The sequence below is a fragment of the Pseudomonas monsensis genome (genome assembly GCF_014268495.2).
Classification (GTDB): domain Bacteria; phylum Pseudomonadota; class Gammaproteobacteria; order Pseudomonadales; family Pseudomonadaceae; genus Aquipseudomonas; species Aquipseudomonas monsensis.
The window spans coordinates 6103946-6128659 of sequence record NZ_CP077087.1 but is presented as its reverse complement, the minus strand read 5'-3'; the positions used below and the strand labels follow the sequence as shown (position 1 = coordinate 6128659).

The 24714-nt window shown below is 60.2% G+C and carries 18 protein-coding genes; 4 read left to right on the top strand and 14 right to left on the bottom strand.

Annotation, left to right across the window (positions count from 1 at the left end; genetic code table 11):
- The first annotated feature begins 13 nt into the window (after positions 1-13).
- Complete coding sequence (locus HV782_RS27115; RefSeq protein WP_123469453.1) at positions 14-508, top strand: M48 metallopeptidase family protein; 495 nt, start codon at positions 14-16, stop codon at positions 506-508.
- A gap of 24 nt (positions 509-532) precedes the next feature.
- Positions 533-829 carry a winged helix-turn-helix domain-containing protein gene (locus HV782_RS27110; protein ID WP_007913779.1) on the top strand — a complete coding sequence of 99 codons (297 nt, stop codon included), beginning with the start codon at positions 533-535 and terminating at the stop codon, positions 827-829.
- An 80-nt stretch (positions 830-909) separates the two neighbouring features.
- Here HV782_RS27110 and HV782_RS27105 read toward each other — a convergent pair whose 3' ends face one another.
- A complete protein-coding gene (locus tag HV782_RS27105) occupies positions 910-2052 on the bottom strand; it encodes an IS481 family transposase (RefSeq protein WP_186748803.1) in 1143 nt (380 codons plus the stop codon).
- A gap of 902 nt (positions 2053-2954) precedes the next feature.
- On the bottom strand, positions 2955-3407 hold the full coding sequence (locus tag HV782_RS27100; RefSeq protein ID WP_128616479.1) for a GNAT family N-acetyltransferase: 453 nt from the start codon (positions 3405-3407) through the stop codon (positions 2955-2957).
- Positions 3408-3663: 256 nt separating this feature from the next.
- Here HV782_RS27100 and HV782_RS27095 point away from each other — a divergent pair, with 256 nt between their 5' ends.
- Positions 3664-4401 (top strand): substrate-binding periplasmic protein, encoded by a 738-nt coding sequence (locus tag HV782_RS27095; protein ID WP_128616480.1) that lies wholly within the window; start codon positions 3664-3666, stop codon positions 4399-4401.
- A 142-nt stretch (positions 4402-4543) separates the two neighbouring features.
- Here the strand turns inward: HV782_RS27095 and yccS are convergent, their stop codons facing one another.
- From yccS to betI, 9 genes are all read right to left on the bottom strand, one after another.
- The gene (gene yccS / locus HV782_RS27090) at positions 4544-6727 is read right to left on the bottom strand and encodes a YccS family putative transporter (RefSeq protein WP_123469447.1); all 2184 of its coding nucleotides are present in this window, start codon (positions 6725-6727) and stop codon (positions 4544-4546) included.
- Positions 6728-6950: 223 nt separating this feature from the next.
- A complete protein-coding gene (locus HV782_RS27085) occupies positions 6951-8129 on the bottom strand; it encodes a BaiN/RdsA family NAD(P)/FAD-dependent oxidoreductase (RefSeq protein ID WP_186748750.1) in 1179 nt (392 codons plus the stop codon).
- Between the two features lie 157 nt (positions 8130-8286).
- Entirely contained in the window at positions 8287-9624 is a 1338-nt protein-coding gene (gene dbpA, locus HV782_RS27080; protein WP_230679399.1) for an ATP-dependent RNA helicase DbpA, read from the bottom strand.
- Between the two features lie 317 nt (positions 9625-9941).
- A complete protein-coding gene (gene mdtD / locus HV782_RS27075) occupies positions 9942-11369 on the bottom strand; it encodes a multidrug transporter subunit MdtD (RefSeq protein WP_123469443.1) in 1428 nt (475 codons plus the stop codon).
- A 223-nt stretch (positions 11370-11592) separates the two neighbouring features.
- Positions 11593-12930, bottom strand: a complete 1338-nt coding sequence (locus tag HV782_RS27070; protein WP_186748707.1) for a TldD/PmbA family protein — start codon at positions 12928-12930, stop codon at positions 11593-11595.
- On the bottom strand, positions 12930-14372 hold the full coding sequence (locus HV782_RS27065) for a TldD/PmbA family protein (protein ID WP_123469439.1): 1443 nt from the start codon (positions 14370-14372) through the stop codon (positions 12930-12932). Before HV782_RS27065 ends, HV782_RS27070 begins: the two co-directional genes overlap by 1 nt.
- A gap of 282 nt (positions 14373-14654) precedes the next feature.
- Positions 14655-16358, bottom strand: a complete 1704-nt coding sequence (betA, locus tag HV782_RS27060; RefSeq protein WP_186748708.1) for a choline dehydrogenase — start codon at positions 16356-16358, stop codon at positions 14655-14657.
- Positions 16359-16506: 148 nt separating this feature from the next.
- Entirely contained in the window at positions 16507-17979 is a 1473-nt protein-coding gene (betB, locus tag HV782_RS27055; RefSeq protein ID WP_123469433.1) for a betaine-aldehyde dehydrogenase, read from the bottom strand.
- A 108-nt stretch (positions 17980-18087) separates the two neighbouring features.
- Positions 18088-18681: a transcriptional regulator BetI gene (gene betI / locus HV782_RS27050; RefSeq protein ID WP_077574838.1), complete on the bottom strand. Its 594-nt coding sequence runs from the start codon at positions 18679-18681 to the stop codon at positions 18088-18090.
- A gap of 425 nt (positions 18682-19106) precedes the next feature.
- On the opposite strand from betI, the gene betT reads away from it, so the two are divergent.
- Positions 19107-21104, top strand: coding sequence for a choline BCCT transporter BetT (gene betT, locus HV782_RS27045; RefSeq protein ID WP_123469429.1), 1998 nt, complete (start codon positions 19107-19109; stop codon positions 21102-21104).
- Between the two features lie 365 nt (positions 21105-21469).
- On the opposite strand, the gene choV is transcribed toward betT, so the two are convergent.
- From choV to HV782_RS27030, 3 genes are all read right to left on the bottom strand, one after another.
- The gene (gene choV, locus HV782_RS27040) at positions 21470-22648 is read right to left on the bottom strand and encodes a choline ABC transporter ATP-binding protein (RefSeq protein ID WP_123469427.1); all 1179 of its coding nucleotides are present in this window, start codon (positions 22646-22648) and stop codon (positions 21470-21472) included.
- Positions 22645-23490 (bottom strand): choline ABC transporter permease subunit, encoded by an 846-nt coding sequence (gene choW, locus HV782_RS27035; RefSeq protein WP_186748709.1) that lies wholly within the window; start codon positions 23488-23490, stop codon positions 22645-22647. The genes choV and choW overlap by 4 nt, the downstream gene beginning before the upstream one ends.
- A gap of 66 nt (positions 23491-23556) precedes the next feature.
- A complete protein-coding gene (locus HV782_RS27030; protein WP_123469423.1) occupies positions 23557-24501 on the bottom strand; it encodes a choline ABC transporter substrate-binding protein in 945 nt (314 codons plus the stop codon).
- Positions 24502-24714 lie beyond the last annotated feature (213 nt).

Sequence of the window (24714 nt, the reverse complement as noted above, 5' to 3'; positions counted from 1 at the left end):
CGTGTCGCCCTTCATGACTGTGTTGAAGTACCTCCAGGCCTATCCCGCGCCATTGCAGGACCAGGTGCGCCAACTGATTGCCGAAGGGCGTCTGGGCGATTACCTGAGCCAACGCTATCCGGGGCGCCACGATGTGCAGAGCGACAAAGCGTTGTACAGCTACGCGCTGGACCTGAAGCAGGAATACCTGCGCAACGCGCCCGCTATCGACAAGGTGCTGTTCGATAACCGCCTCGACCTGACTCACCGCGCCCTCGGCCTGCACACCACGGTGTCGCGGGTGCAGGGTGGCAAGCTCAAGGCGAAGAAAGAGATCCGTATCGCCTCGTTGTTCAAGGACGCCGCGCCGGACTTCCTGAAAATGATCGTGGTGCACGAGCTGGCGCACTTCAAGGAATCGGATCACAACAAGGCGTTCTATAAATTGTGCGAGCACATGCTGCCGGGGTATCACCAGGTCGAGTTCGATCTGCGGGTGTATCTGACGTGGCGGGATATGCAGGCTTAACAGTACGCAACCAGGAAGGTGTGGATGGACGTCAGCAAGACCAAAAGCAGTTTCTACCGCCGCTTGTACGTGGCGTACCTGATCGACAGCGGTCTGGCGCCGAGTGTGCCGACACTGACCGAAGTGACTGGCATGCCCCGGCGCACGGCGCAGGACACGATTGCCGCGCTGGCGGATCTGGATATCGTCTGTGAATTCGAGCAGGAAGAGGGCGCGCGAAATCACGCCGGGCGCTATCGGATTCGTGAGTGGGGGGCGATTGATCGCGGGTGGATCGAGCGTAATTTGCGGCAGATCAAGGCTGTTCTGGAGTATCCCTGAAAAAAGCCCCTCACCCTAGCCCTCTCCCTGTATGTACCGGAGACATGGTGGACACATGTTCGGAGACATGGTGGACGGTTTTAGATCTTCTTACCTGCCATAACGATCTGCAAGTTCAAGTCGATTCGGGCGATGCGATGTCTACTCCAGTAGACATCGTGGATGCCGTCCTCCGTCGTTTCCCGGATAGCTACTGACTTCCCGTAAAAAGCTTTCCCGACTGTGTATTCACGGTTCCTCCAGTAGATCTCGCCCTTTACCTGAACCTTCCTGACCACATCACCATCGTCGTACTCCGGCGCTGCGGGTTGCTCCTGATATTCCCTTGAGCTGCTGCTGTACCGAGTAGCAGGAACCTGCATGTCCAGCGCTTGATGCGGGCGCTTCTGGTTGTAAATATCACGCCAGATATCAAACGCCCGTTGCGCGCTGTTGAGATCGTTAAAGTGCTGACCCTGGAGGACTTCATTTTTCAGACTGCGGTGGAAGCGTTCCAGCTTTCCTTGGGTTTGCGGATGATAAGGTCGAGAGTGGCCGACCTTGATGCCTTGACTCATCAGCCAGACCTCCAGCGCGGTATAAACGCCTGTCTGATCACCCCATGGAGAGCCGTTGTCCATCGTCATGCGCAAAGGCAGGCCATAGCGCCGAAAGGCCCGGACCAGATGCTCCTGGACGGTGTCGCGCTGCTCATTGATACACGCCGCGATGCACAGTGAAAACCGCGAATGATCGTCCAGTATCGTCAACGGATGGCAACGCCCCTGACCCAGACTGATATGCCCCTTGAAGTCCATCTGCCAAAGATCGTTGGGCGCTTCATGCTCAAAACGGATAAACGGTTTGATCTCGGCGGCCTTTGGATCAACGCGTGAATGACGCTGTAAAACCGCATGCACGGTACTGACCGAAGGCATCACTAAGCCGTTGTCTTCCAACACACGTTTGAGCTTGCGAGCGCCCCAGGCCGCGTACTCCTGACTCACGGTCAAAATCTGCTGTTCAACCTCATCAGCACATCGCTTGGGTGATGTCTTCGGTCGTCGAGACTGATCGTTCAGTCCTTCTGCACCCAGGTTTTCAAACCTGTTAAGCCATTTATAGGCGGTGCTTGGGCTGATATTAAATCGACGGCAAAGCTGCCGGACATTGGCCCCTTCTTGCCGAGCCAAAAGCACGAATTCTGAACGAAGCTGCACAGTGGACACCTCTTCCCAAGACACAGGTCATCTCCTTAGTGATGAGCAATGTGCCTATTAAAAAGTGTCCACCATGTCTCCGAACACCTGTCCACCATGTGTCCGGTACATACACTCCCGGAGGGAGAGGGGATTGATTGGGGGATATTGGAGAGGTACACCGACCTGAAATTGTCGCTGTGAATCCATAATCGACGCGGTTTTTCAGGTCGATGTCTGACGCAAGACAATAAGGTCAGTCCCCTCTCCCGGAGGGATAGGGGATTGATTGGGGGATATTGGAGAGGTACGCCGACCTGAAATTGTCGCTGTGAATCCATAATCGACGTGGTTTTTTCAGGTCGATGTCTGACGCAAGACAATAAGGTCAGTCCCCTCTCCCGGAGGGATAGGGGACCGATTGGGAGATATTGGAGAGGTACGCCGACCTGAAATTGTCGCTGTGAATCCATAATCGACGTGGTTTTTCAGGTCGATGTCTGACGCAAGACAATAAGGTCAATCCCCTCTCCCGGAGGGAGAGGGGATTGATTGGGGGATATTGGAGAGGTACGCCGACCTGAAATTGTCGCTGTGAATCCATAATCGACGCGGTTTTTCAGGTCGATGTCTGACGCAAGACAATAAGGTCAGTCCCCTCTCCCGGAGGGAGAGGGGATTGATAGGGGGATCTTGGAGAGGTACGCCGACCTGAAATTGTCGCTGTGAATAATCGACGCGGTTTTTCAGGTCGATGTCTGACGCAAGACAATAAGGTCAGTCCCCTCTCCCGGAGGGATAGGGGACCGATTGGGGGATATTGGAGAGGTACGCCGATCTGAAATTGTCGCTGTGAATAATCGACGCGGTTTTTCAGGTCGATGTCTGACGCAAGACAATAAGGTCAGGCCCCTCTCCCTCCGGGAGAGGGCTAGGGTGAGGGCTGTTCAGGAACGACGCATCCCGATATGCGGAATGTCATCCTCCAGATACTCCTCACCCGCCACCACAAAGCCGTACTTGCCGTAATACCCCTGCAAATGCGCCTGTGCCGACAGGTAGATCGGCACCTGTGGCCAATGCTTCTCGGCCTGTTTCAGCGCCTGTTCCATCATTTCGTGGCCGAGCCCTTTGCCGCGCCCCTGCGGCGCCGTGACCACGCGGCCGATCACCACGTCACCGCCCTGGGATTCCGGGTCCAGCAGGCGCAGGTACGCCACCAACTGATCATTGTCCCAACCCATCAAATGGTAGGTGTCGCCCTCCAGATCCTGACCATCGAGATCCGGATACGCACATTTCTGTTCGACCACGAACACTTCCGAGCGCAATTTCAGAAGCGCGTACAGCTGCTCTTTACCCAGGTCGCTGTGATGTTTGCAGATCCACTCGATAGTCATTTGCCGATTCCTTGAACGTGTCGCCCGATACTAAGCGCACGCGCCAAAGATGTCTGTATGGCGTAAGAGTCTGTGACAAAGGTCAAAATGCCATCATTCCTTTCTCGCAGCCTTGTCTTCTTTGTGTAATCTGCTGGTGAGCGCTGTGCACTGGCTTCAATGAGCTAATGTTAGGGCCTGGGTTTCGCCGGTACGGGGCCTTTGGGTTTTGACTGAAAAACACGTCGGGCAGCCCGCCCGCTAAGGATTTTCAAGCATGCCGCGACTGCATCGAGCCGTTGCTCTGGTCGGATTGCTCTTGCTGGGCCAGAGCGCTGCAGCGGAAAAGCTGCGGCTGGTGTTTGATATCTGGCCACCCTTTACGGATGACACGCTGGTCAACGGCGGTCTGGCCACTGACATTGTCAGCACCGCGCTGGCCCGGGCCGGTTATGCCAGCGACTATGAACAAGTGCCGTGGGCGCGGGCGCTGCTGGGCGTGGGCGAAGGGCGTTATGACGTGCTGGTCAACGCTTGGTACAACGACGAGCGCACCAAACTCGGCCAGTTCTCCGGTGAGTATCTGCTCAACCGTATCCGCTTTCTCAAACGCAAAGACACGCCGCTCGACTACAACAATCTGCAGCAACTGCACACGTATCCGATTGCGGTGGTGCGTGGTTACGCCTATTCGGCGCCGTTCGACGCCGACACGGCGCTGCAGAAAGTCCCTGTGCATAACTTCGCCATGGCCGTGCGCATGCTCGCGGCGGATCGGGTCAAACTGACGCTGGAAGACGAGTACGTCGCGCGCTATTACCTGGCCCGCGAATCACCGAAAGTGCGCAACGCCTTGGAGTTTCTGCCCAAGCCGTTGAGCGAGAACAGCCTGCATATTCTGGTGAGCCTGAAGAATCCGCAGCATGAGCAGATTGTGGCCGGGTTTGATAAGGCGATTGCGGCGATGAAGGCGGATGGCAGTTATGACAAGTTGTTGAGGCAGCATGGGATGTGAGAATCCAGGAATCGTGGTGCCTGTGCTGACGCCTTCGCGAGCAAGCTCGCTCCCACAGTGGTTAAGGTTGACCACAAAACGGTGGTTCACCAATTAACCTTGTGGGAGCGAGCTTGCTCGCGAAAGGGCCCGCCCGGCCACCTCAAACCTCGCTGGTGTCCTTGATCAGGTGCGCCGCCAACGTCCGTAACGGCCCCAGTTGCCGGCAGATCAGCGCCAGTTGCGTCTGCACCAGTCGCTGTCCTTCATCAATCTCGTCCGGCATCTGCTCCAGCTCATTGGCCAGCGCTTCTTCTTCATCGCTTTGAATCGCCACTGGTTGCTTGTTCGCCAATCCCTGGGCGATTTCATCAATGCTGGCGGCCAGCTTCACCCCGGCGCCGTCGATCAGGTGTTCACGCACTTCCGCCGGGAGCTGAGTCTCGCGATGCGCACCCAGCCCTGACAAATAACTGAGCAAGGTGTGCGACAGCACCAGAAAACGGAAGCCAACGTCTGCTTCCTTGCGGAAATGCCCCGGCTCCATCAGCATGTTTGCCAGCGTGGTCGACAGTGCCGCGTCGGCGTTGTGCGCGTTGCGTCGGGCCAGGCGATAGGCGAGGTCGTCGCTTTTGCCGGCGGCGTATTGCTGCATGATCTGGCGCAGATAGATGCTGTTGCAGGTCAGGGTGTTGGCCAGCACCTTGTTCAGGCGTCGACCCTGCCAGTCCGGGAGGAACAGGAACACCGTCAGGCCGGCGATCAGGCTGCCGAGCAAGGTATCGAACAGCCTCGGCAGGAACAGCCCGTAGCCGTCGCCAACCTGGTTGAAGCAGAACAGCACCATGATGGTGATTGCGGCGGTCGCCAGGGTGTAGCGGGTGGTGCGGTTGATAAAGAACACCACCCCGGCGGCGATCGCGAAGCACGACTGCACCAGCGGGCTGGGGAACAGATCGAACAGTGCCCACGCCACGGTCAGGCCGATGGCGGTGCCGAGAATCCGCTGCCCGAGTTTGCGTCGCGTCGCGCCGTAGTTCGGTTGGCAGACGAACAGCGTGGTGAGGATGATCCAGTAGCCTTGCGACGGGTGAATCAGGTGCACCATGCCGTAGCCGATACTCAATGCCAGTGGCAGGCGCAGGGCGTGGCGGAACAGCAAAGAGGTCGGCGTCAGTTGCGTGCGCAAGCGCACCCACACGTCCTTGAGGTTGCGTGGCGAGCGGTCGAGCAGGCTGCTGTCAGTCGCATCGGCCAGGGCATCCGGGTTGCTCGCATCGCTGAGCAAACGGTCGAGGGTGCCGAGGTTGGCCGCCAGTGCGCGCAGCGAACGCAGCAGGCCGCGCCACGCCGGGTTGCTCTGGATACGCAGGTGTTCAAGGGAGGCGTCGAGGTCGCTCAGGGCTTCGGCGAAGCTGGCATCGTAGATGAAAGGCTGGCGCATCTGGATCGACTCGGCTAGGGCCCGGCAGGCTTTGCCCTGCTGGCGCAGCAGGCGCTGGCAGCGGAACAGCACGTCGCTGTGGAAGAACGCTTCGGCCAGCGCGTTGTACGGATAGTGCGAAGAACTGGCGCGTTCGTGGATGTCCTGGGCGAGGAAGTACAGCTTGAGGTAGCGGCTGACTTTCGAACCCGGACGACCGTTGCCGACCCGGTGCAGGATGATTTCCTTGGCGCTGTTCAGTGCTGCCACGACGCGACCGTTTTGCTGTGCCAGTTCCAGGCGCCGGGCTTCGACGTCCATCTGCCGGATTGGCTCGAACAGCGATGATTTCAGCTTCAGGTAAAAGCCCAGTTCGCGGAACAGCCGCGCCAGACTCTGCTGCACCGGCTGGTTGGAAAACATCGCCTGCCACAGTACCGAAAGCAAGCCGTACCACGCGGCACCGGCCACCAGCAGCATCGGTTCGTGCCAGAAATCGGTGACCGCGCCGCCGCGCTGATCGACGCCGATCATCGTGTATACGGACAGAATCAACGTCGCCGAAGCAATCGCGCCATAGCGCTCGCCGAGGGCGCCGAGCATGGTCAGGCCGAAGCTGGCCAAGGCCAGGGCGATGGCAAATACGACGGGGTAGGGGAAGAGCAATTCCACCGACAGCGCGGCGATGCTGAAACACACCAGCGTCACCGCCAGGGCGTTGAGGCGGCCCTGCCAACTGTCGTCGGTCTCGGCCAGGGCGCTGGCGATGATCCCCAGGAACAACGGGATCAGCAGGCCCATTTCATCCTGATACCAACACAGCGCCATGCTGCCCGTCAGGGCGATGAATACCCGCACGCTGTAGCTGAATTTATCCAGCGCCCACAGGCGCCGCAAAGACTGACGAAACGAGGTCGAGGACATGAAGTGCGAAGGCCTTCCGAGGCGATGCCGCTAAATTGAGCCAGTAATGACGCCGACGCAATGGCGCCGAGCACATCTGACAGCAAAAAGTGTTCCTTTTACATACACCACAAACCACTGTGGGAGCGAGCTTGCTCGCGAATGCGATGTGTCAGTCAACTTTGTGGTGACTGACACATCGCCTTCGCGAGCAAGCTCGCTCCCACAGGGTTTTGTATTTGGATCAGGCGTACTGCGCGGCCGCGTAACCCGAGGCCCAGGCCCACTGGAAGTTGAAGCCGCCCAGGTGGCCGGTGACGTCGAGCACTTCGCCGATGAAATACAGGCCAGGGCTTTTCAGTGATTCCATGGTCTTGGACGACACTTCGCGGGTGTCGACGCCGCCGAGGGTCACTTCGGCCGTGCGATAGCCTTCGGTGCCGGCCGGCACGACTTTCCAGCTGCCCAGCTTGTCGGCGATCTGCGCCAGTTCGGCGTGGGTGTACTGCTTCATCGGTTTGGAGACGAACCAGTTGTCCGCCAGCAGGTTGGCCATCTTCTTGGTGAAGATCTCGCCGAGCAGGGTTTTCAGTTCGCTGTTCGGGCGTTCGGCCACTTGCTGTTGCAGCCACGCGGCCGCGTCGTGGTCCGGCAGCAGATTGATCTCCACGGTGTCACCCGGCTCCCAGAACGACGAGATCTGCAAAATCGCCGGGCCGCTGAGGCCACGGTGGGTGAACAGGATGTTCTCGCGAAAGCTCTGGTCGTTGCAGCTGACCAGGCAATCCACCGATGTGCCGGACAGCTCGGTGCACAGTTCCTTGAGCTGATCGGTGATGGTGAACGGCACCAGCCCGGCTCGGGTCGGCAGCAGTTCATGGCCGAACTGTTTGGCCACCTGATAACCGAAACCGGTGGCGCCCAGTGTCGGGATCGACAGTCCGCCGGTGGCGATCACCAGCGACTGGCACTGCAACTGGCCGAGGGTGGTGTCGAGCAGGTAACCGCTCTCGACCTTCTCGATGGTCTGGATCGAGGTGTCCAGGTGCAGCTCGACGCCGACCTGATCGCACTCGTCGAGCAGCATGCCGAGGATGTCGCTGGATTTGTTATCGCAGAACAGCTGGCCGAGTTTTTTCTCGTGGTACGGCACGCCATGCTTGCCGACCATGCCGATGAAATCCCACTGGGTGTAACGCGCCAGTGCGGATTTGCAGAAATGCGGGTTGTGCGAGAGGAAATTGCCCGGCTCGGTGTACATGTTGGTGAAATTGCAGCGGCCACCGCCGGACATCAGGATTTTCTTGCCGGCCTTGTTCGCATGATCGAGCAGCAACACTTCACGCCCACGCCCGGCGGCGGTCAGTGCACACATCAACCCTGCGGCGCCAGCGCCAATGATCACGACTTCGGTAGAGCGCAAAACGGTGTCCTCACACAAATTTCAAAATCACCGGCGGCCCATGTGGGAGTGGGCTTGCCCGCGATGAGGCCTGCACATTCAACATGGATGTTGTCTGTCAGTCCGTCATCGCGGGCAAGCCCGCTCCCACAGGGACCTTCCTCGGATGGAAGATCGTTTACAAAACACGCACGCGCAGCGAACGGCCCTTGATCTTGCCGTTGTTCAAACGCTGCAGCGCCTGCATGACCACGGTGCGCTCAACCGCCACATACGACTGGAAGTCGAAGATCGCGATCTTGCCGACCTGGGCGCCCGGGATGCCGGCGTCGCCGGTCAGCGCGCCGAGGATGTCGCCCGGACGCACTTTGTCTTTACGGCCGCCGGCGATGCACAGGGTGCTCATCGGTGGCTGCAATGGCGCGCCGCCCTGGGATTTGAGGTTGTCCACCTGGTCCCAGTTCAGCGGGGCTTTCTGCAGCTGTTCGATAGCTTGCGCGCGATGGGCTTCGGACGGTGCAACGAGGCTGACCGCGATGCCTTTCTCGCCAGCGCGACCGGTACGGCCAACGCGGTGAATGTGGATTTCCGAGTCGCGGGCCAGCTCGACGTTGATCACCATGTCCAGCGCGTCGATGTCCAGGCCACGGGCGGCGACGTCGGTGGCGACCAGAACCGAGGTGCTGCGGTTGGCGAACATCGCCAGCACCTGATCGCGATCACGCTGTTCCAGGTCGCCATGCAGGCCGACGGCGGAAATGCCTTTGGCGGTCAGGTGATCGACGGTTTCCTGCACCTGCTGCTTGGTGAAGCAGAACGCCACGCAGGAGGCTGGGCGGAAGTGGTGCAGGACTTTGGTCACCGCGCTCATGCGTTCTTCCGGAGAAATCTCGTAGAAGCGCTGTTCGATCTGCGTGTCGTCGTGGAACGCTTCGGCTTTCACCGTTTGCGGATCACGCATGAATTTCGACGCCAGTTGCTTGATGCCCACCGGGTACGTGGCGGAGAACAGCAGGGTCTGCCGGCGCGACGGGGTCTGTTCGATGATGTCTTCGATGGCGTCGTAGAAACCCATGTCGAGCATGCGGTCGGCTTCGTCGAGGATCAGCGTGTTCAGGCCGTCGAGCACCAGCGAACCCTTGCGCAGGTGTTGCTGGATACGCCCCGGGGTGCCGACGATGATGTGCGCGCCGTGCTCCAGCGAAGCGATCTGCGGGCCGAACGACACGCCGCCGCACAGGGTCAGGACCTTGATGTTGTCTTCGGCGCGGGCCAGACGTCGGACTTCCTTGGCGACCTGGTCGGCCAGCTCACGGGTCGGGCAGATCACCAGTGCCTGGCAACCGAAGTAACGCGGGTTGATCGGGTTGAGCAGGCCAATGCCGAACGCGGCGGTCTTGCCGCTGCCGGTCTTGGCCTGGGCGATCAGGTCCATCCCCTTGAGGATCACCGGCAAGCTCTGCGCCTGGATCGGCGTCATCTGGGCATAACCGAGGGATTCGAGGTTAGCCAGCATGGCGGCGGACAGCGGCAGAGTATTAAAAGCGGTGGCGATGGTGGTCACGGGACTGGCCTGCAAAACAAAATGTCGCGCAGTGTAGCAGCCCCGTGCCACTTTCTTCGAAAGTTCTGGACGAACAGTGTGCAATGCACATCAAACCCAGTGGCAAACAGCATTCCTTGTGGCGAGGGGATTTATCCCCGCTGGGCTGCGCAGCAGCCCCCTATACCCGCCACCTCGGAACATCAGGCTGATCGCATCCAACCTTCTTGGGGCTGCTGCGCACCCCAACGGGGATAAATCCCCTCGCCACAAAAGCCCTGCATCACACATCAGTGTTCGATGTGTTCTTCCGGACGCTTGGCCCGCCGGCCGTCTTCTTTCGACAGTTGCGAGAAAATCGTCGCGGCGAGCATCGCCATGATCCCGACGGTGACGAAGGTCAGCTGGAACGCGCCGAGCACGGTTTCCACGCCATCGTTGCCGATCTCTGCCGTAAAGCCACCGAGCAACGCACCGGCGCACGCCACCCCCAGACTCAACGACAATTGCGCCACCACCGACAGCAAACTGTTGCCGCTGCTGGCGCTGGCGTCGTCGAGGTCGATCAGGGTCACGGTGTTCATTGCAGTGAATTGCAGCGAGTTGATCGCGCCAAGCACGGCCAGCAGGCACAGCAGCAGCCAGTACGGCGTCTGCTCGCTGACCAGGCCCATGCTCGCCAGCATGATCCCCAGTGCCAGGGTGTTGCCGGTGAGCACGATGCGGTAGCCGAGGCGTTCGATCAGCGGGCGTGCCATCCACTTGGCAAACATCGCCGCAGCGGCCAGCGGCAACATGCTCATCCCGGCCTGGGACGGCGAATAACCCAGCGCCACTTGCAGCAGCAACGGCACCAGAAACGGCAGGGCACCGCTGCCCAGTCGGGCGAACAGGTTGCCGAGAATGCCGACGGCAAAGGTGCGGGTCTTGAACAGCGACGGGGCGAACAGCGGATTTTCCACGTGCCCGGCGCGCAGCCAGTACGCCGCCAGACAGGCCAGACCGGCGAACAGCAGCAGCATCACCCGCAAGTGCGGCAGGTGCAATTCGCCAAGGCCTTCCATGGCGATGGTGATGAGGATCATCGCCGCGCCGAACAGCAGGAAACCGAGACTATCAAACCGTGTGCGCTCGCTGCCGCGCAGGTCGGGGATGAACTTCCACACCGCGTAACAACCGATGACGCCGACCGGCAGGTTAATCAGGAAGATCCAGTGCCAGGTCAGGTACTGCACCATCCAGCCGCCCATGGTCGGGCCGATCAACGGGCCGAGCAGGCCGGGAATGGTGATGAAGCCCATGATCCGCACCAGTTCCGAGCGTGGATAGGCGCGCAGCACCACCAGGCGTCCGACCGGCAGCATCAGCGCACCGCCCAGGCCCTGAATGACCCGCGCGCCAATCAGCATGCTCAGGCTGCTCGACAGCGCGCAGAGCAGTGAGCCGAAGCTGAATAGCAGAATCGCGCCGAAGAAGATCTTCTTGGTGCCGAAGCGGTCGGCGATCCAGCCTGAGGCCGGTATCAGCAGGGCCACGGTGAGCATGTAGGCGATGATCACGCCTTGCATGCGCAAGGGGTCTTCGGCCAGATCCCGAGCCATGGCCGGCAGGGCGGTGTTGAGGATGGTCCCGTCGAGGGACTGCATGAAGAATGCAATGGCGACGACCCACGGCAACCAGCGTGCGGTGATGGCGTCGAGAGGCGGGCGGTTGGGCATGGAACCTCTTGTTGGTGTTATCCGAAATTTCTGTTCTGACTGAAACCCTGTGGCGAGGGGATTTATCCCCGTTGGGTCGCGCAGCGGCCCTGAGAAGGTGGGTTGCGATCCACCTGATTCACCGAGGTGGGGGATATAGGGGGCGCTGCGCACCCCAACGGGGATAAATCCCCTCGCCACAGGGCCTTGTACTCAAGCCCCCGTGTATTGGGGAATAGCGTGTTTACAGGGTTAGGGTCAGTCGGCTGACCAGCGCCCCCGGCAGCAACGCCGACGAAGTATTGCGCTGGCTGTACGTACTCGCCGACAGCAGCAACTCACGCTCGGCGGTCAACGCTTCCAGCTGCGAACCCAGCAGGCTGTAGGCGCTGTCGTCGAAACGCATGGTGCTGACCGGCGCCTGGATCTCGCCGTTCTCGACCCAGAAGGTGGCAAACCGGGTCATGCCGGTCAAGCGCGCCGCTGGTTGATCGGAGAAGTTCAGGTACCACAGGTTGCTGATGTACAGCCCGGTGCCCAACTGCTTGAGAATCTCTGCCTGCGTCAGGTTCCCCGCCGCCATGTTCAGCGCACTCGGTGATTCGCCGCCGCTGGCGCCATTGGCGGTCAGGCCGTATTCCGCCGCACTGCGCGAGCCGACCAGTTGATCGCCCGCCTTGCCGTCGACGATCAGCCGCAAATCACTGCGCGGATAACCCTCGCCGGAAAACGCCGGGCTCAACGATTCGCTGACTTTCTCGTCCAGCGACACCAGCGGACTGAACGTCTGATCGCCGACATACAGTTTTTGCAGCGGACTGCTTTTGCTGGCAATCGACTGCGCCGAGAAACCGCCCCAGCTCAACATGCCCATGATTTCTTCCAGCGCCGCCGGTGCCAGATACGCGCGGTACTGCCCCGGCGCCAGCGTGCGCAACGGGCGGCCGAGAAATGCCAGTTGCTCGCGGGCCTGCTGGAAGCGTCTGGCGAACCCTTCACTGCTCCAGTCATGCCCGGCGTAGCTGGCCTTCACCGCTTCGCCATTGTCGTGAAACAGGCTGAAATCGAAGTTGAAGCTGTTGGCCTGGTGCCAGCCGAACGCCCCCGACGAACTGGCGAAACCGCGGCTGATGGGACCGGCGGCGTAGAAGCCGACCAGATCCAGACCTTCAGCGGCGGTGCAGATTTCCTCGACCACCTGCTCGGTGTCCGGTAGCGGATGTTCCTGCACGTTCTCGCTCTGCCAACCGTTGTGGTTGAGCAACAGGTACGGATCCTGCGGCAGCAACGGCAACGTTTCGCGCAATTGATGCAGGCCCTCGGCGAGGCGTTGCAGGTCGGCTTCCTGATCGCCGGACAGGGTGATTTGCAGATCGGCGTGGCGGCCATCGTTGATCAGCTTCAGGACGATATTGGCCTGCTGCACTTGCCCGGCCTGCCGCACCTTGGCGTGATTGAAACGCACGAATGCCGAGGACTCGGCGGCGAAGCTGAGGGTGAATTGTTCCGGCTCGCGCACGCTGTCGCGCAGCCAATTGACCATGACCTTGAAGGCGTCGGACTGACTCTTCGAAATGCTCATCAGGCGTCTCCCCCAAACACATCAACGTTGCTGAATACGCAGGCCGGCGAAGCGTGGCCGACGCGAATCACCTGGTTCGGTTCACCCTTGCCGCAGTTCGGTGTGCCCAGCACCTTGACGGTGTTGGCATCGCCGACGGCGCGCAGGCTCTTCCAGAAATGCGCGGAAATCGCCCGGTAGTTCGGGTTTTTCACCACGCCTTTGAGTTCGCCGTTTTCGATCAACTGGCCCCACTCGCAGCCGAACTGGAATTTGTTGCGCGCATCGTCGATCGACCAGGAGCGGTTGGTGCTCATCAGGATGCCGTGCTCGATGCCTTCGATCAGTTTGTTCAGTGGCTGATCGCCCGGCTCGATATTGAGGTTGGCCATGCGGTCGATCGGCGGGCGGTTCCAGCCACAGGCACGGCTGTTGGCGACGCCGTCGAGACCGGCGCGAAATTGCGACAGTGCACCGCCCAGAGGACGCAGCAGCAAACCATCGCGAATCAGGAACTGTTTGCTTGCCGCCGTGCCGTCGTCGTCATGGCCGTAGCTGGCGAGCTCTTCGGGAATGCCCGGATCGAAGGTCACGTTAAGTAATTTCGAACCGTATTGCAGGCTGCCGAAGTCGCTGGTTTTGACGAAACTGGTGCCGGCGTAATTGCGCTCGTCACCGAGGATGCGGTCCAGCTCCAGCGGGTGACCGATGGACTCGTGGATCTGCAGCATCATCTGATCCGGCATCAGCAGCAGGTCGCGCGGGCCTTGCGGAGTGTTCGGCGCGAGCAGCAGTTGCAGGGCCTGATCCGCCACTTGCGGGCCGGCGCCGACCAGACCGCAACGGCTGATCACATCGGCGCCACCCTGCTGGCCGAAGTTCTCGCGGCCGAGGCTGCGGGTCTGGCTGTCGTTGCCGTCGTAGGCAGTGACATCGAGGCTCGGGTAGACGAAACGCTGGGCCTGGCGCAATTCGGCACCGGCGCTGCTCAGGTAGATCTGCTCGACATGGGTAATGCCGATGCTCACTTGCCAGTTCACCAGGCGCTCATCCTTGGGCACCGAGGCGGATTCCGCGCCGAGCAGCTCGAAGCATTCGCTCAGGGACGGGAAGGGTTGTTCGAGATTGGGCGAAAAGTAGTCGGCGCGGTCGCTCGACACCGGCTGATCGCGCAGGTCGAGCAAGGCGTGGGGCTTGAGCCGCCGGGCCTGTTGCTCGGCGCGTTCAAGGGCGGCTTGCAGGCCTTGCTGCGACAGGTCGTTGGTGGCGGCATAGGCCTCGACCCCGTTGACGCGCACGGTGAGCATCGCGCCTTCGTCGCGGCTCAGGCTCGGCGGCTCGGCGACGTTCTTGCGCACCGACAGGTATTGGCCGGACTCGCGTACATACCGCAGGGAAAAGAACTCGGCGCCCGTGCGCAAGGCAGCGAAGCGCTGCTTGAGCTGGGGGTGGAAATCGAACATTCGGGAACCTCCTTGTTATGGAGTTGCGGGGTGCAGCGATTCGGCGGGGAGGGGTGAAACGATTGCGCGAGGTCTAGAGTAGGCCTGCGTGGGGGTAGGATCAAGTGAAGAGGGGGTGTAGGGGGATTTACTGTGCAGCGGGGGGATTTGTGCTGAATGGCCAGGCCTCATCGCTGGCAAGCCAGGCTCCCACAGGTTTTTGGTGAACACAATTTCTGTGAACGACACAAAACCCTGTGGGAGCTGGCTTGCCAGCGATCAGCCTTGACGCGGTATTACGACTTACTGAGCAACAGGCGTGATATCACGCATCGGCTTGCCCTTCACCGGCGCATCGCCCGCAACGTAGTACGGCGCGTTGCTGCGCGGCAGTGGTTTGCGGCCACGGATCTTGTCGGCGATTTTCTCGGCCATCATGATCGTCGGCGCGTTGAGGTTGCCGGTGGTAATGATCGGCATGATCGAGGCATCGACCACACGCAGGCTCTGCATGCCGTGCACGCGACCTTCGCCATCCACGACGGCCATGTCGTCGGTGCCCATCTTGCACGAGCAGGACGGGTGGAACGCGGTTTCGGCGTGCTCGCGGATGAACTTGTCGAGCTGCTCATCGGTTTGCACGTCGATGCCCGGGCTGATTTCGCGACCACGGAAGGCGTCCAGTGCCGGCTGCTGCATGATTTCGCGGGTCAGGCGGATGCCGTCACGGAATTCCTGCCAGTCCTGCTCGGTGGCCATGTAGTTGAACAGGATGCTCGGGTGCTGGCGCGGATCCTTGGATTTGACCTGGATGCGACCACGGCTCGGCGAACGCATGGAACCCATGTGTGCCTGGAAACCGTGCTCTTTCACACCGTTGCTGCCGTTGTAGTTAATCGCCACCGGCAGGAAGTGGTACTGGATGTTCGGCCATTCGAACTCTTCGCGAGTACGGATGAAACCGCCGGCTTCGAACTGGTTACTGGCGCCGATGCCGGTGCCGTTGAACAGCCACTCGGCACCGATGGCCGGCTGGTTGTACCAGAGCAGCGACGGGTACAGCGAAACCGGTTGAGTGCAAGCGTATTGCAGGTACAGCTCGAGGTGATCCTGCAGGTTTTCACCGACGCCTGGCAGGTCATGAACGACCGGGATGTCGAGGCTTTCCAGCAGTTTCGCCGGGCCGACGCCGGAACGCTGCAGAATCTGCGGCGAAGCGATGGCGCCGGAGCACAGCAGGACTTCCTTGCGTGCTTTGACTTCAACGCGTTCTTCAGCCGAACCGACCAGGTAACGCACGCCGACCGCACGCTTGCCTTCGAACAGGATCTTGTCGGTCAGGGCGTGGGTGACGATGGTCAGGGTCGAACGCTTCTTGGCGACGTCGAGGTAGCCACGGGCGGTGGAAGCACGACGGCCGTTCGGCGTCACGGTGCGGTCCATCGGGCCGAAGCCTTCCTGCTGGTAGCCGTTCAAGTCTTCGGTGCGCGGGTAACCGGCCTGCACGCCGGCTTCAACCATGGCGTGGAACAGCGGGTTGTTGCCGGCCTTCGGTGTGGTCACGCTGACCGGACCGTCGCCACCGTGGTAGTCGTTCGGGCCGATGTCGCGGGTTTCCGCTTTGCGGAAGTACGGCAGGCAGTCGAGGTACGACCAGTCTTCCAGGCCTGGCAGTTTCGCCCAGCCGTCGTAGTCCATCGCGTTGCCACGGATGTAGCACATGCCGTTGATCAGCGAGGAGCCGCCGAGGCCTTTGCCGCGACCGCATTCCATCCGGCGACCGTCCATGTGTGGCTCTGGATCGGTTTCGTAAGCCCAGTTGTAGCGACGACCCTGCAGCGGGAACGCCAGGGCAGCCGGCATTTGCGTGCGGAAGTCGAAACGATAGTCCGGACCGCCGGCTTCGAGCAGCAGAACGGTGACGCCTGCGTCTTCAGTCAGACGGGTCGCAAGTGTGTTACCTGCAGAACCGGCCCCTATGATGATGTAGTCGTATTCTTGAGTCATAAGTTCTCCTGGGGGAGCTACAAGCCACAAGCTTCAAGCTGCAAGAAAAAGCAGCGAGCTGTGGCTTCGAAATCGGGGAGGGCGGCAACCCCAAACTGCTTTTACTTGCAGCTTGAAACTTGCCGCTTGCAGCTGATCAGCTAGCTGATCAGAACACCGAGACGTAATCGCCCAGCTCGACCTGTACCGATTTGATGCGTGTGTAGTTGGTCAGCGAGCTGATGCCGTTTTCACGGCCCACGCCCGACTGCTTGTAACCGCCCACCGGCATTTTCGCGTCGGACTCGCCCCAGGCGTTGATCCAGCAGATACCGGCTTCCAGCTGATGAATCACGCGGTGCGCGCGGTTCAGGTCTTTGGTCACGATACCGGCGGCCAGGCCGAAGTCGGTGTCGTTGGCGCGGCGGATCACTTCTTCTTCGGTCTCGTAGGAGAGGATCGCCATCACCGGGCCAAAGATTTCTTCACGGACGATGGTCATCTCGTCGGTGCAATCGGTGAACACGGTCGGTGCAACGAAAGCGCCTTTGGCGAACTCGCCGTCGGTCAGACGCTCGCCGCCGCACAGGACGCGGGCACCTTCTTCTTTACCCTTGGCGATGTAACCCAGCACGCTTTCCATGTGGGCGAAGCTGACCAGCGGGCCAAAGTTGGTGTTTTCGTCTTCCGGGTTGCCGATGCGGATGCGCGCTACGCGCTCGACGATCTTGGCTTCGAAAGCGGCTTTCAGGTGGCTCGGTACGAACACGCGAGTGCCGTTGGTGCAGACCTGACCGGAGCTGTAGAAGTTGGCCATCATTGCGGTGTCGGCGGCGCGATCCAGGTCGGCGTCGTCGCAGATGATCAACGGCGATTTGCCGCCCAGTTCCATGGTCACGTCTTTCAGCGACGAAGCCGAAGCGCTGGCCATGACTTTCTTGCCGGTGTCGGTGCCGCCGGTGAAGGAGACTTTCTCGATGCGCGGATGCTCGGTCAGCCAGGTGCCGACTTCACGGCCGCTGCCGGTCAGCACGTTGAACACGCCGTTGGGCAGGCCGGCTTCGGTGTAGATTTCGGCCAGTTTCAGGGTGGTCAGCGAGGTGACTTCGCTTGGCTTGAAGATCATCGCGTTACCGGCCGCCAGGGCTGGTGCGGATTTCCACAGAGCGATCTGGATCGGGTAGTTCCACGCGCCGATACCGGCGACTACGCCCAGCGGCTCGCGACGGGTGTAGACGAAAGACGTGTCACGCAGCGGGATCTGCTCGCCTTCGATAGCCGGCACCAGGCCTGCGTAGTATTCCAGCACGTCGGCGCCGGTAACGATGTCGACGTACTTGGTTTCGGAGAAGGCTTTACCGGTGTCCAGGGTTTCCAGCGCGGCCAGTTCATCGTTGCGTTCGCGCAGGATGTCGACGGCACGACGCAGGATGCGCGAACGCTCCATGGCGGTCATCGCTGCCCAGATTTTCTGGCCCTTTTCCGCGCTGACCACGGCACGCTCGACGTCTTCCTTGGTCGCACGTTGCACGTTGGCGAGGACTTCACCGTTCGCCGGGTTGATGGCTTCGAAGGTGGCATCGCTGCCAGCGTCGGAGTACGCGCCATCAATGTAGAGTTTTTGCAGTTCGAAACGGGCCATAGTGTCCTCGCAAGTGCATGAGTGGTTGGCGTTGGTCACCGGGTGAGCCATGTAGCTGTGGCATCGCTGGTCGGTAACAGTTCAGGGGCTGAGCGTTTTCTGTGTGCTCTAGCTCACCTTCTTGGCCAATTGGAAATCCATGTATTCGTAAGCGATCTGTTGCGCCTGCGCCGTGTCGAAAGCGTCTCCCGACAAAGCGCCGCGCAACCACAAACCGTCAATCAACGCTGCCAGTCCTCGCGCGGCGCTGCGCGCATCTTCGAGCGGCAACACACGGCGGAACTCGCAGCACAGGTTGGAATACAGACGGTGATCGTTGATCCGCTGCAACCTGTGCAAAGACGGCTGGTGCATGCTGGTGGCCCAGAAGGCCAGCCAGGTTTTCATTGCCGGGCCATTGACCTGGCTGGCATCGAAGTTGCCTTCGATGATCACCTGCAGATGCGCCCGTGGGCTGCTGTCTGCCAGCGCCTGACGGCGTGCGGTGACGTTCTCGCTGAGGACATTCATCAGATACCGCATCGTGGCGGCAATCAGGCCGTTCTTGTCCTGAAAGTAGTGACTGATGATGCCGTTCGAGACACCGGCCAAACGGGCGATCAGCGCAATGCTGGCGTCCCCCATCCCGACCTGATCGACCGCCTGCAACGTGGCTTCGATCAGTTGTTGGCGGCGGATGGGTTGCATCCCGACCTTGGGCATCTTGCACATCTCCTTAGGCCTTCCGGTGGACGAAAAACGGCTACCGGATTGAGGGCCAGTCTATTTTGTTTTGATTGAACGTTCAATCAACAAAGAATAAGATCTGCGACAAATCGTCGCGATTTACAGATTTTTCCTACGTGTAAATGGCGATAAACCGACATCCGAAAATGCTTGAAACCTGCGTGGGGCATGGCGCGGTTCGCGATTCGATGGACGTGTTGAAAGGGCAAGACGCTCAGGGCCAGGTTTCGGATGAACGTCCAGACCTCGGCCACGAAAGCGATTCGCAGCGCCATTTCGGCAGGTTCGGGCTGTTTTCGGGGTGTCTTTATATCACCCGCCGGTCGGCTGCCAACTAACCGATTGGTCGGGTTCCGTGTTGCCTTGTGTTCTTCTCTCGCACTGCCTGGAGCATTTGTGCCATGAGTTCTGCCTCGCTTATAAAGACCCCGCCCGAGAAGGTGACGGTCAACGGTTGGGTGTTCTACACCTCTACCGCGCTGATTCTGTTGTTGACCGCCATTCTGATCATCGCCCCGCAAGAGGCCGGCAGATTGTTGGGTATCGCTCAGGCCTGGTTGTCGCGCAGCTTCGGCTGGTACTACATGGTGGTGATCGCCGCCTACCTGGTGTTTGTGGTGGGCCTGGCGTTTTCTTCCTACGGCAAACTCAAACTGGGCAGCAAGGACGACACCCCGGATTTCAGTTACGGCGCCTGGGCGGGGATGCTGTTCTCGTCGGGTATCGGTATTTCGCTGCTGTACTTCGGCGCGTCCGAGCCGCTGGACCACTACTTCAATCCGCCGGAAGGCGCAGCGGCCACCAACATGGCCGCGCGTCAGGCGGTGCAATTGACGTTCCTGCACTGGGGCCTGCACGGCTGGGCGATCTACGCGCTGGTCGGTCTGGCCGTGGCGTACTTCGCTTACCGTCATAACCAGCCGTTGGCACTGCGTTCGGCGTTGTATCCGCTGGTGGGCGAGCGTTGGGTCAAAGGCGCGGCCGGTCACGCGGTGGACGGCTTCGGCATGTTCGTGACCCTGCTGGGTCTGGTGACCAACCTGGGGATCGGTTCGCTGCAAGTGTCCTCCGGCCTGGAAAACCTGTTCGGCATGGAACACAGCAACACTAACCTGCTGATCGTGATCATCGTGATGAGCACCGTGGCGACCATCGCTGCCGTGTCGGGTGTGGAAAACGGCATCCGTCGTCTGTCCAACCTGAATATTGTGCTGTTCAGCGGTCTGCTGATTTTCGTGCTGTTGTTTGGCCCGACTTTGCACCTGCTTAACGGCTTCGTGCAGAACATCGGCGATTACCTCAACGGCGTGGTGCTGAAGACTTTCGACCTGTACGTCTATGAAGGCGACAGCGCCAAGTCCGACCGCTGGTTGGGCCTGTGGACTCTGTTCTACTGGGCGTGGTGGATTTCCTGGGCACCATTCGTTGGCATGTTCATCGCGCGTATTTCCCGTGGCCGTACCGTGCGTGAACTGGTGGCCGGTGTGCTGCTGATTCCGCTGGGCTTCACTTTGGCCTGGCTGTCGATCTTCGGTAACTCGGCACTGGATCTGGTGATGAACCAGGGGGCGGTGGAGCTTGGCAAGACGGCGCTGGAACAGCCGTCGATGGCGATTTATCAATTGCTGGAACACTACCCGGCGTCGAAAGTCGTCATCGGTGTGTCGATCTTTGTCGGTTTCGTGCTGTTCCTGACCCCGGCCGACTCCGGCGCGGTGATGATGGCGAATCTGTCCTGCAAGGGCGGCAACGTCGACGAAGATGCGCCGCACTGGCTGCGGATCTTCTGGTCGGTGGTGATCACGCTGGTGACCATCGGTCTGCTGTTCGCCGGTAACTTCGAAGCCATGCAAACCATGGTGGTGCTGGCCGGTCTGCCGTTCTCGGTGGTGCTGGTGTTCTTCATGTTCGGCCTGCACAAGGCGATGCGTCAGGACGTGCAGATCGAACAGGAGCAGGCGCAACTGGCTGAGCGCGGTCGTCGTGGTTTCAGTGAGCGTCTGACGCAGCTGGATCTGCAGCCGAGCCAATCGGTGGTGCAACGCTTCATGGACAAGCAGGTCAGCCCGGCGCTGGAAGACGCGGCCGCTCAAATGCGTGTTCAGGGTCTGGAAGTGCAGACACTGCTGGGTAAATCCAAGCGTTGCATGGGCGTGCGTGTCGAGATGGAAGAGGGCAACCCTTTCGTCTACGAAGTGAGCCTGGACGGCTACCTCGCGACCCCGACCGAATCGGCTCAGTCCGATGAGGCGCGCCAGCGTTACTACCGCGCCGAGGTGTATCTGCACAACGGCAGTCAGGACTACGACCTGATGGGCTTCACGCAGGATCAGATCACACGCGATGTGCTTGATCAGTTTGAAAGCCATCGGCAGCTTCTTGGCCGGGTGTATAGCTAAAGTCAAAAGCCCCCTCACCCCAGCCCTCTCCCCAAGGGAGAGGGGGAAAGGGAGCAGATCGGGGGCTTTCAAAGCCTGAGTTCGACTCGAAATTTCAATGCCAGTCAAAAGCCCCTCACCCCAACCCTCCCGAAACGTCGGACCGCCCGTAGGGAGAGGGAGCTGACCGAGGTGTCTGGCGTTGTACATCGACCTGAAAGATCGAGTCGATTATGGATTCGGTGAAGCAAGATCAGGTCGGTGTAGATCTGCAGCATCCCCCGGTAGGTCCCCTCTCCCTCCGGGAGAGGGCTAGGGTGAGGGGGCTTTTCCCTGACCCAATAAAAAAGGGATCGCTCACCGCGATCCCTTTTTTTATCCCTGCCTTAACCGAGGTTCTTGCCCAGCAACGCGTGATACAACTCACTGTCGCCCAAGATCCCCACCACATGGTTGTTGTCGTGCAGCACCAGTTTGTTGCCGGTCTGGTAGCGAATCTGCAGCGCGTCACGCATACCGATGTTCGAGTCCACCAATGTCGGCTTGCGCTCCAGAGCCTCCACGGCTTGGCCCGGTGCCCAGTTCTGCAGGTTCAGCACTGAACCGTTCTGCCGCGCGCCTTTAATGGTGTTGCCTTCGGCCAGGTCCAGCCACGAATCGCCGCCCGGATCGAGGCACACTGAGCCGTTGATGCGTTTGCAGTTGTCCAGCGTGCGCATCAGGCTGCGGCCGCAGAGCACGTTGAGCGGGTTGGTGTGGGCAACGAAGGTGCGCACGTAGTCGTCCGCCGGGTTCAGCACGATCTCTTCCGGCACGCTGTACTGGATGATCCGGCCGTCTTTCATGATCGCGATGCGGCTACCGAGTTTCAGCGCTTCATCAAGGTCATGGCTCACGAACACGATGGTCTTGCTCAGCTTGCGTTGCAGTTCCAGCAGTTCATCCTGCAGACCCTGACGGATCAGCGGGTCGAGTGCCGAGAACGGTTCGTCCATCAGCAGGATATCGGCGTCCATCGCCAGTGCCCGGGCCAGGCCTACGCGCTGCTGCATACCGCCGGAGAGTTCGTCAGGCTTCTTGTTGCGCCATTGGGTCAGGCCAACCAGTTCGAGCTTTTCATCGACGAGCTTCTTGCGTTCCTTCTCCGGGCGACCCTGCATTTCCAGTCCGAAACTGATGTTCTCGCGCACCGTCAGCCACGGCATCAGGGCGAACTTCTGGAACACCATGGCGATGCGTTTGGTGCGCATCATTTTCAGCTCGGCCGGGGTGCAGGAGGCGATGTCGATCTGGCGGTTTTCATGCTCGACGAACAGCTTGCCGCGGCTCACGGTGTTGAGGCCGTTGATGCAGCGCAGCAGGCTCGACTTGCCGGAGCCGGACAGGCCCATCAGCACGCAGATCTCGCCCTTGTTGATGTCCAGCGTGGCTTTTTCCACACCGACAATCTGTCCGGTCTTTTTCAGGATCTCGTTGCGGGTCATGCCCTGATCCAGCAGCTTGAGTGCCTCGCGCGGATCCTTGGAGAAGATTACGTCGACGTCTTCGAAGCGAATTATGCTCATGCGTCACCCCCTGCTTTGGCGTCGGGTTGTTTGCAGATACGGTCGAGCATGATCGCCAGCAGTACGATCGCCAGGCCCGCTTCGAAGCCCAGGGCGATATCAGCAGTGTTCAGTGCGTTGACCACCGGTTTGCCGAGTCCGTCGGCGCCCACCAGTGCCGCGATCACCACCATCGACAGCGACAGCATGATGCACTGGGTGATGCCGGCCGCGATGCTCGGCATGGCGTGAGGCAGTTCGATCCGTGAAAGCAATTGGCGACGCGAGCAGCCGAAGGCCTTGCCGGCGTCCATCAGTTCTTGCGGGACATCGCGGATGCCCAGGTAGGTCAGGCGGATCGGCGCAGCGATGGCGAACACCACTGTGGAGATCAGGCCCGGCACCACACCCAGCCCGAAGAGGGTCAGGGTAGGAATGAGGTAAACGAAGGTCGGTACGGTCTGCATCAGATCGAGTACCGGACGCATCAACGTGTAGAACATCGGTTTGTGCGCGGCGACGATGCCCAACGGCACGCCGATGACCACGCAGACCAGGGTCGCGAACATGACCTGGGCGAGGGTTTCCATGGTTTCCTGCCAGTACCCCAGGTTGAGGATCAGCAGGAACGAGGCGATTACAAAAGCAGTCAGTCCCCATTTGCGCTGGATGAAATGCGCGAGCAATGCAATGAGGCCGATCAAGACGAAGGGATTGAACCAGGTCAGCGCAAACGTCACGCCGTGGATCATCGTTTCCAGGGTCACGGCGATTGCGTCGAAGGTGTTGGCGCCGTGTTGCGTCAACCATTCAACGAAGCCCGCGATGTACTGGCCTAAAGGGATTTTCTGATCAATCAGCATGGTAGTGAACGTCCGCATGCAAGGAAATAAACAGCCCGGACGGCTTACGCCGTCCGGCATAAGCGATTACTGCAGTTTGGCTTTCACGGCCTCCAGGCCAGGTTTACCGTCAATGGTGGTCACGCCAGCGAGCCAGGTATCGAGCACCTGTGGATTCTTCTTCAGCCAGGCCTTGGCGGCCGCGTCAGGCTTCATCTTGTCGTCGAGGATGTTGCCCATCAGTTCACTTTCCATGTCGACGGTGAACTCCAGGTTCTTCAGCAACTGGCCGACGTTGCTGCATTCCTCGGCGTAGCCCTTGCGGGTGTTGGTCGCCACGGTCGCTGCACCGAAATCGGGGCCGAAGAAATCGTCGCCACCGGTCAGGTATTGAATCTTGAAGCGCTTGTTCATCGGGTGCGGTGCCCAGCCGAGGAAGACCACGGCGGTGTCGCGTTTTTGCGCCCGGTCGACCTGCGATAGCATCCCCGCTTCGGACGATTCCACGACCTTGAAGCCGGCGTCCTTCAGGCCGAAGGCGTTCTTGTCGATCATGCTCTGGATCAGACGGTTGCCGTCGTTACCTGGCTCGATGCCGTAAATCTTGCCGTCGAGTTCTTTCTTGAATTTGGCGATGTCGGCGAAGTCGTGCAGACCCTTGTCATACAGTGCCTGAGGAACGGCGAGGGTGTACTTGGCGCCCTTCAGGTTGGTGCGCACGGTTTCCACGGTGCCGGCATCGCGGTAGGCCTTGATGTCGTTTTCCATGGTCGGCATCCAGTTACCCAGGAACACGTCCATGTTCTTGCCGTCGGCCAGCGATTTGTAGGTCACGGGCACGGAGATCATGGTGGTCTTGGTCTTGTAGCCGAGGGCGTTGAGCACGACGCTGGTGGTCGCGGTAGTCGCGGTGATGTCGGTCCAGCCGACATCGGAGAAGTTAACGGTACTGCACTGCGCCGGTTCTGCGGCTTGAGCCAGTAACGGCAGACTCAGCATGGCGGCCAACAACAACGACGGGGAACCTTTCATGGATGGACTCCTTGGTGTTTTTTTTGGCAGTGTTCCGACTGGACCACCGCACTTATAGGTTGCGGTTGGATGGCGTTCTGGAGACAGCTCTACCACGGCGCCTTGCAATCGAGTCATAACGATCATGTACCAGTGAAAATCTGACGCCTACAGGGTGGGTCGTATCCAGTACAGGGATGGTCGCATCCAGTGTCAGTGACGTCGTTTACAGCT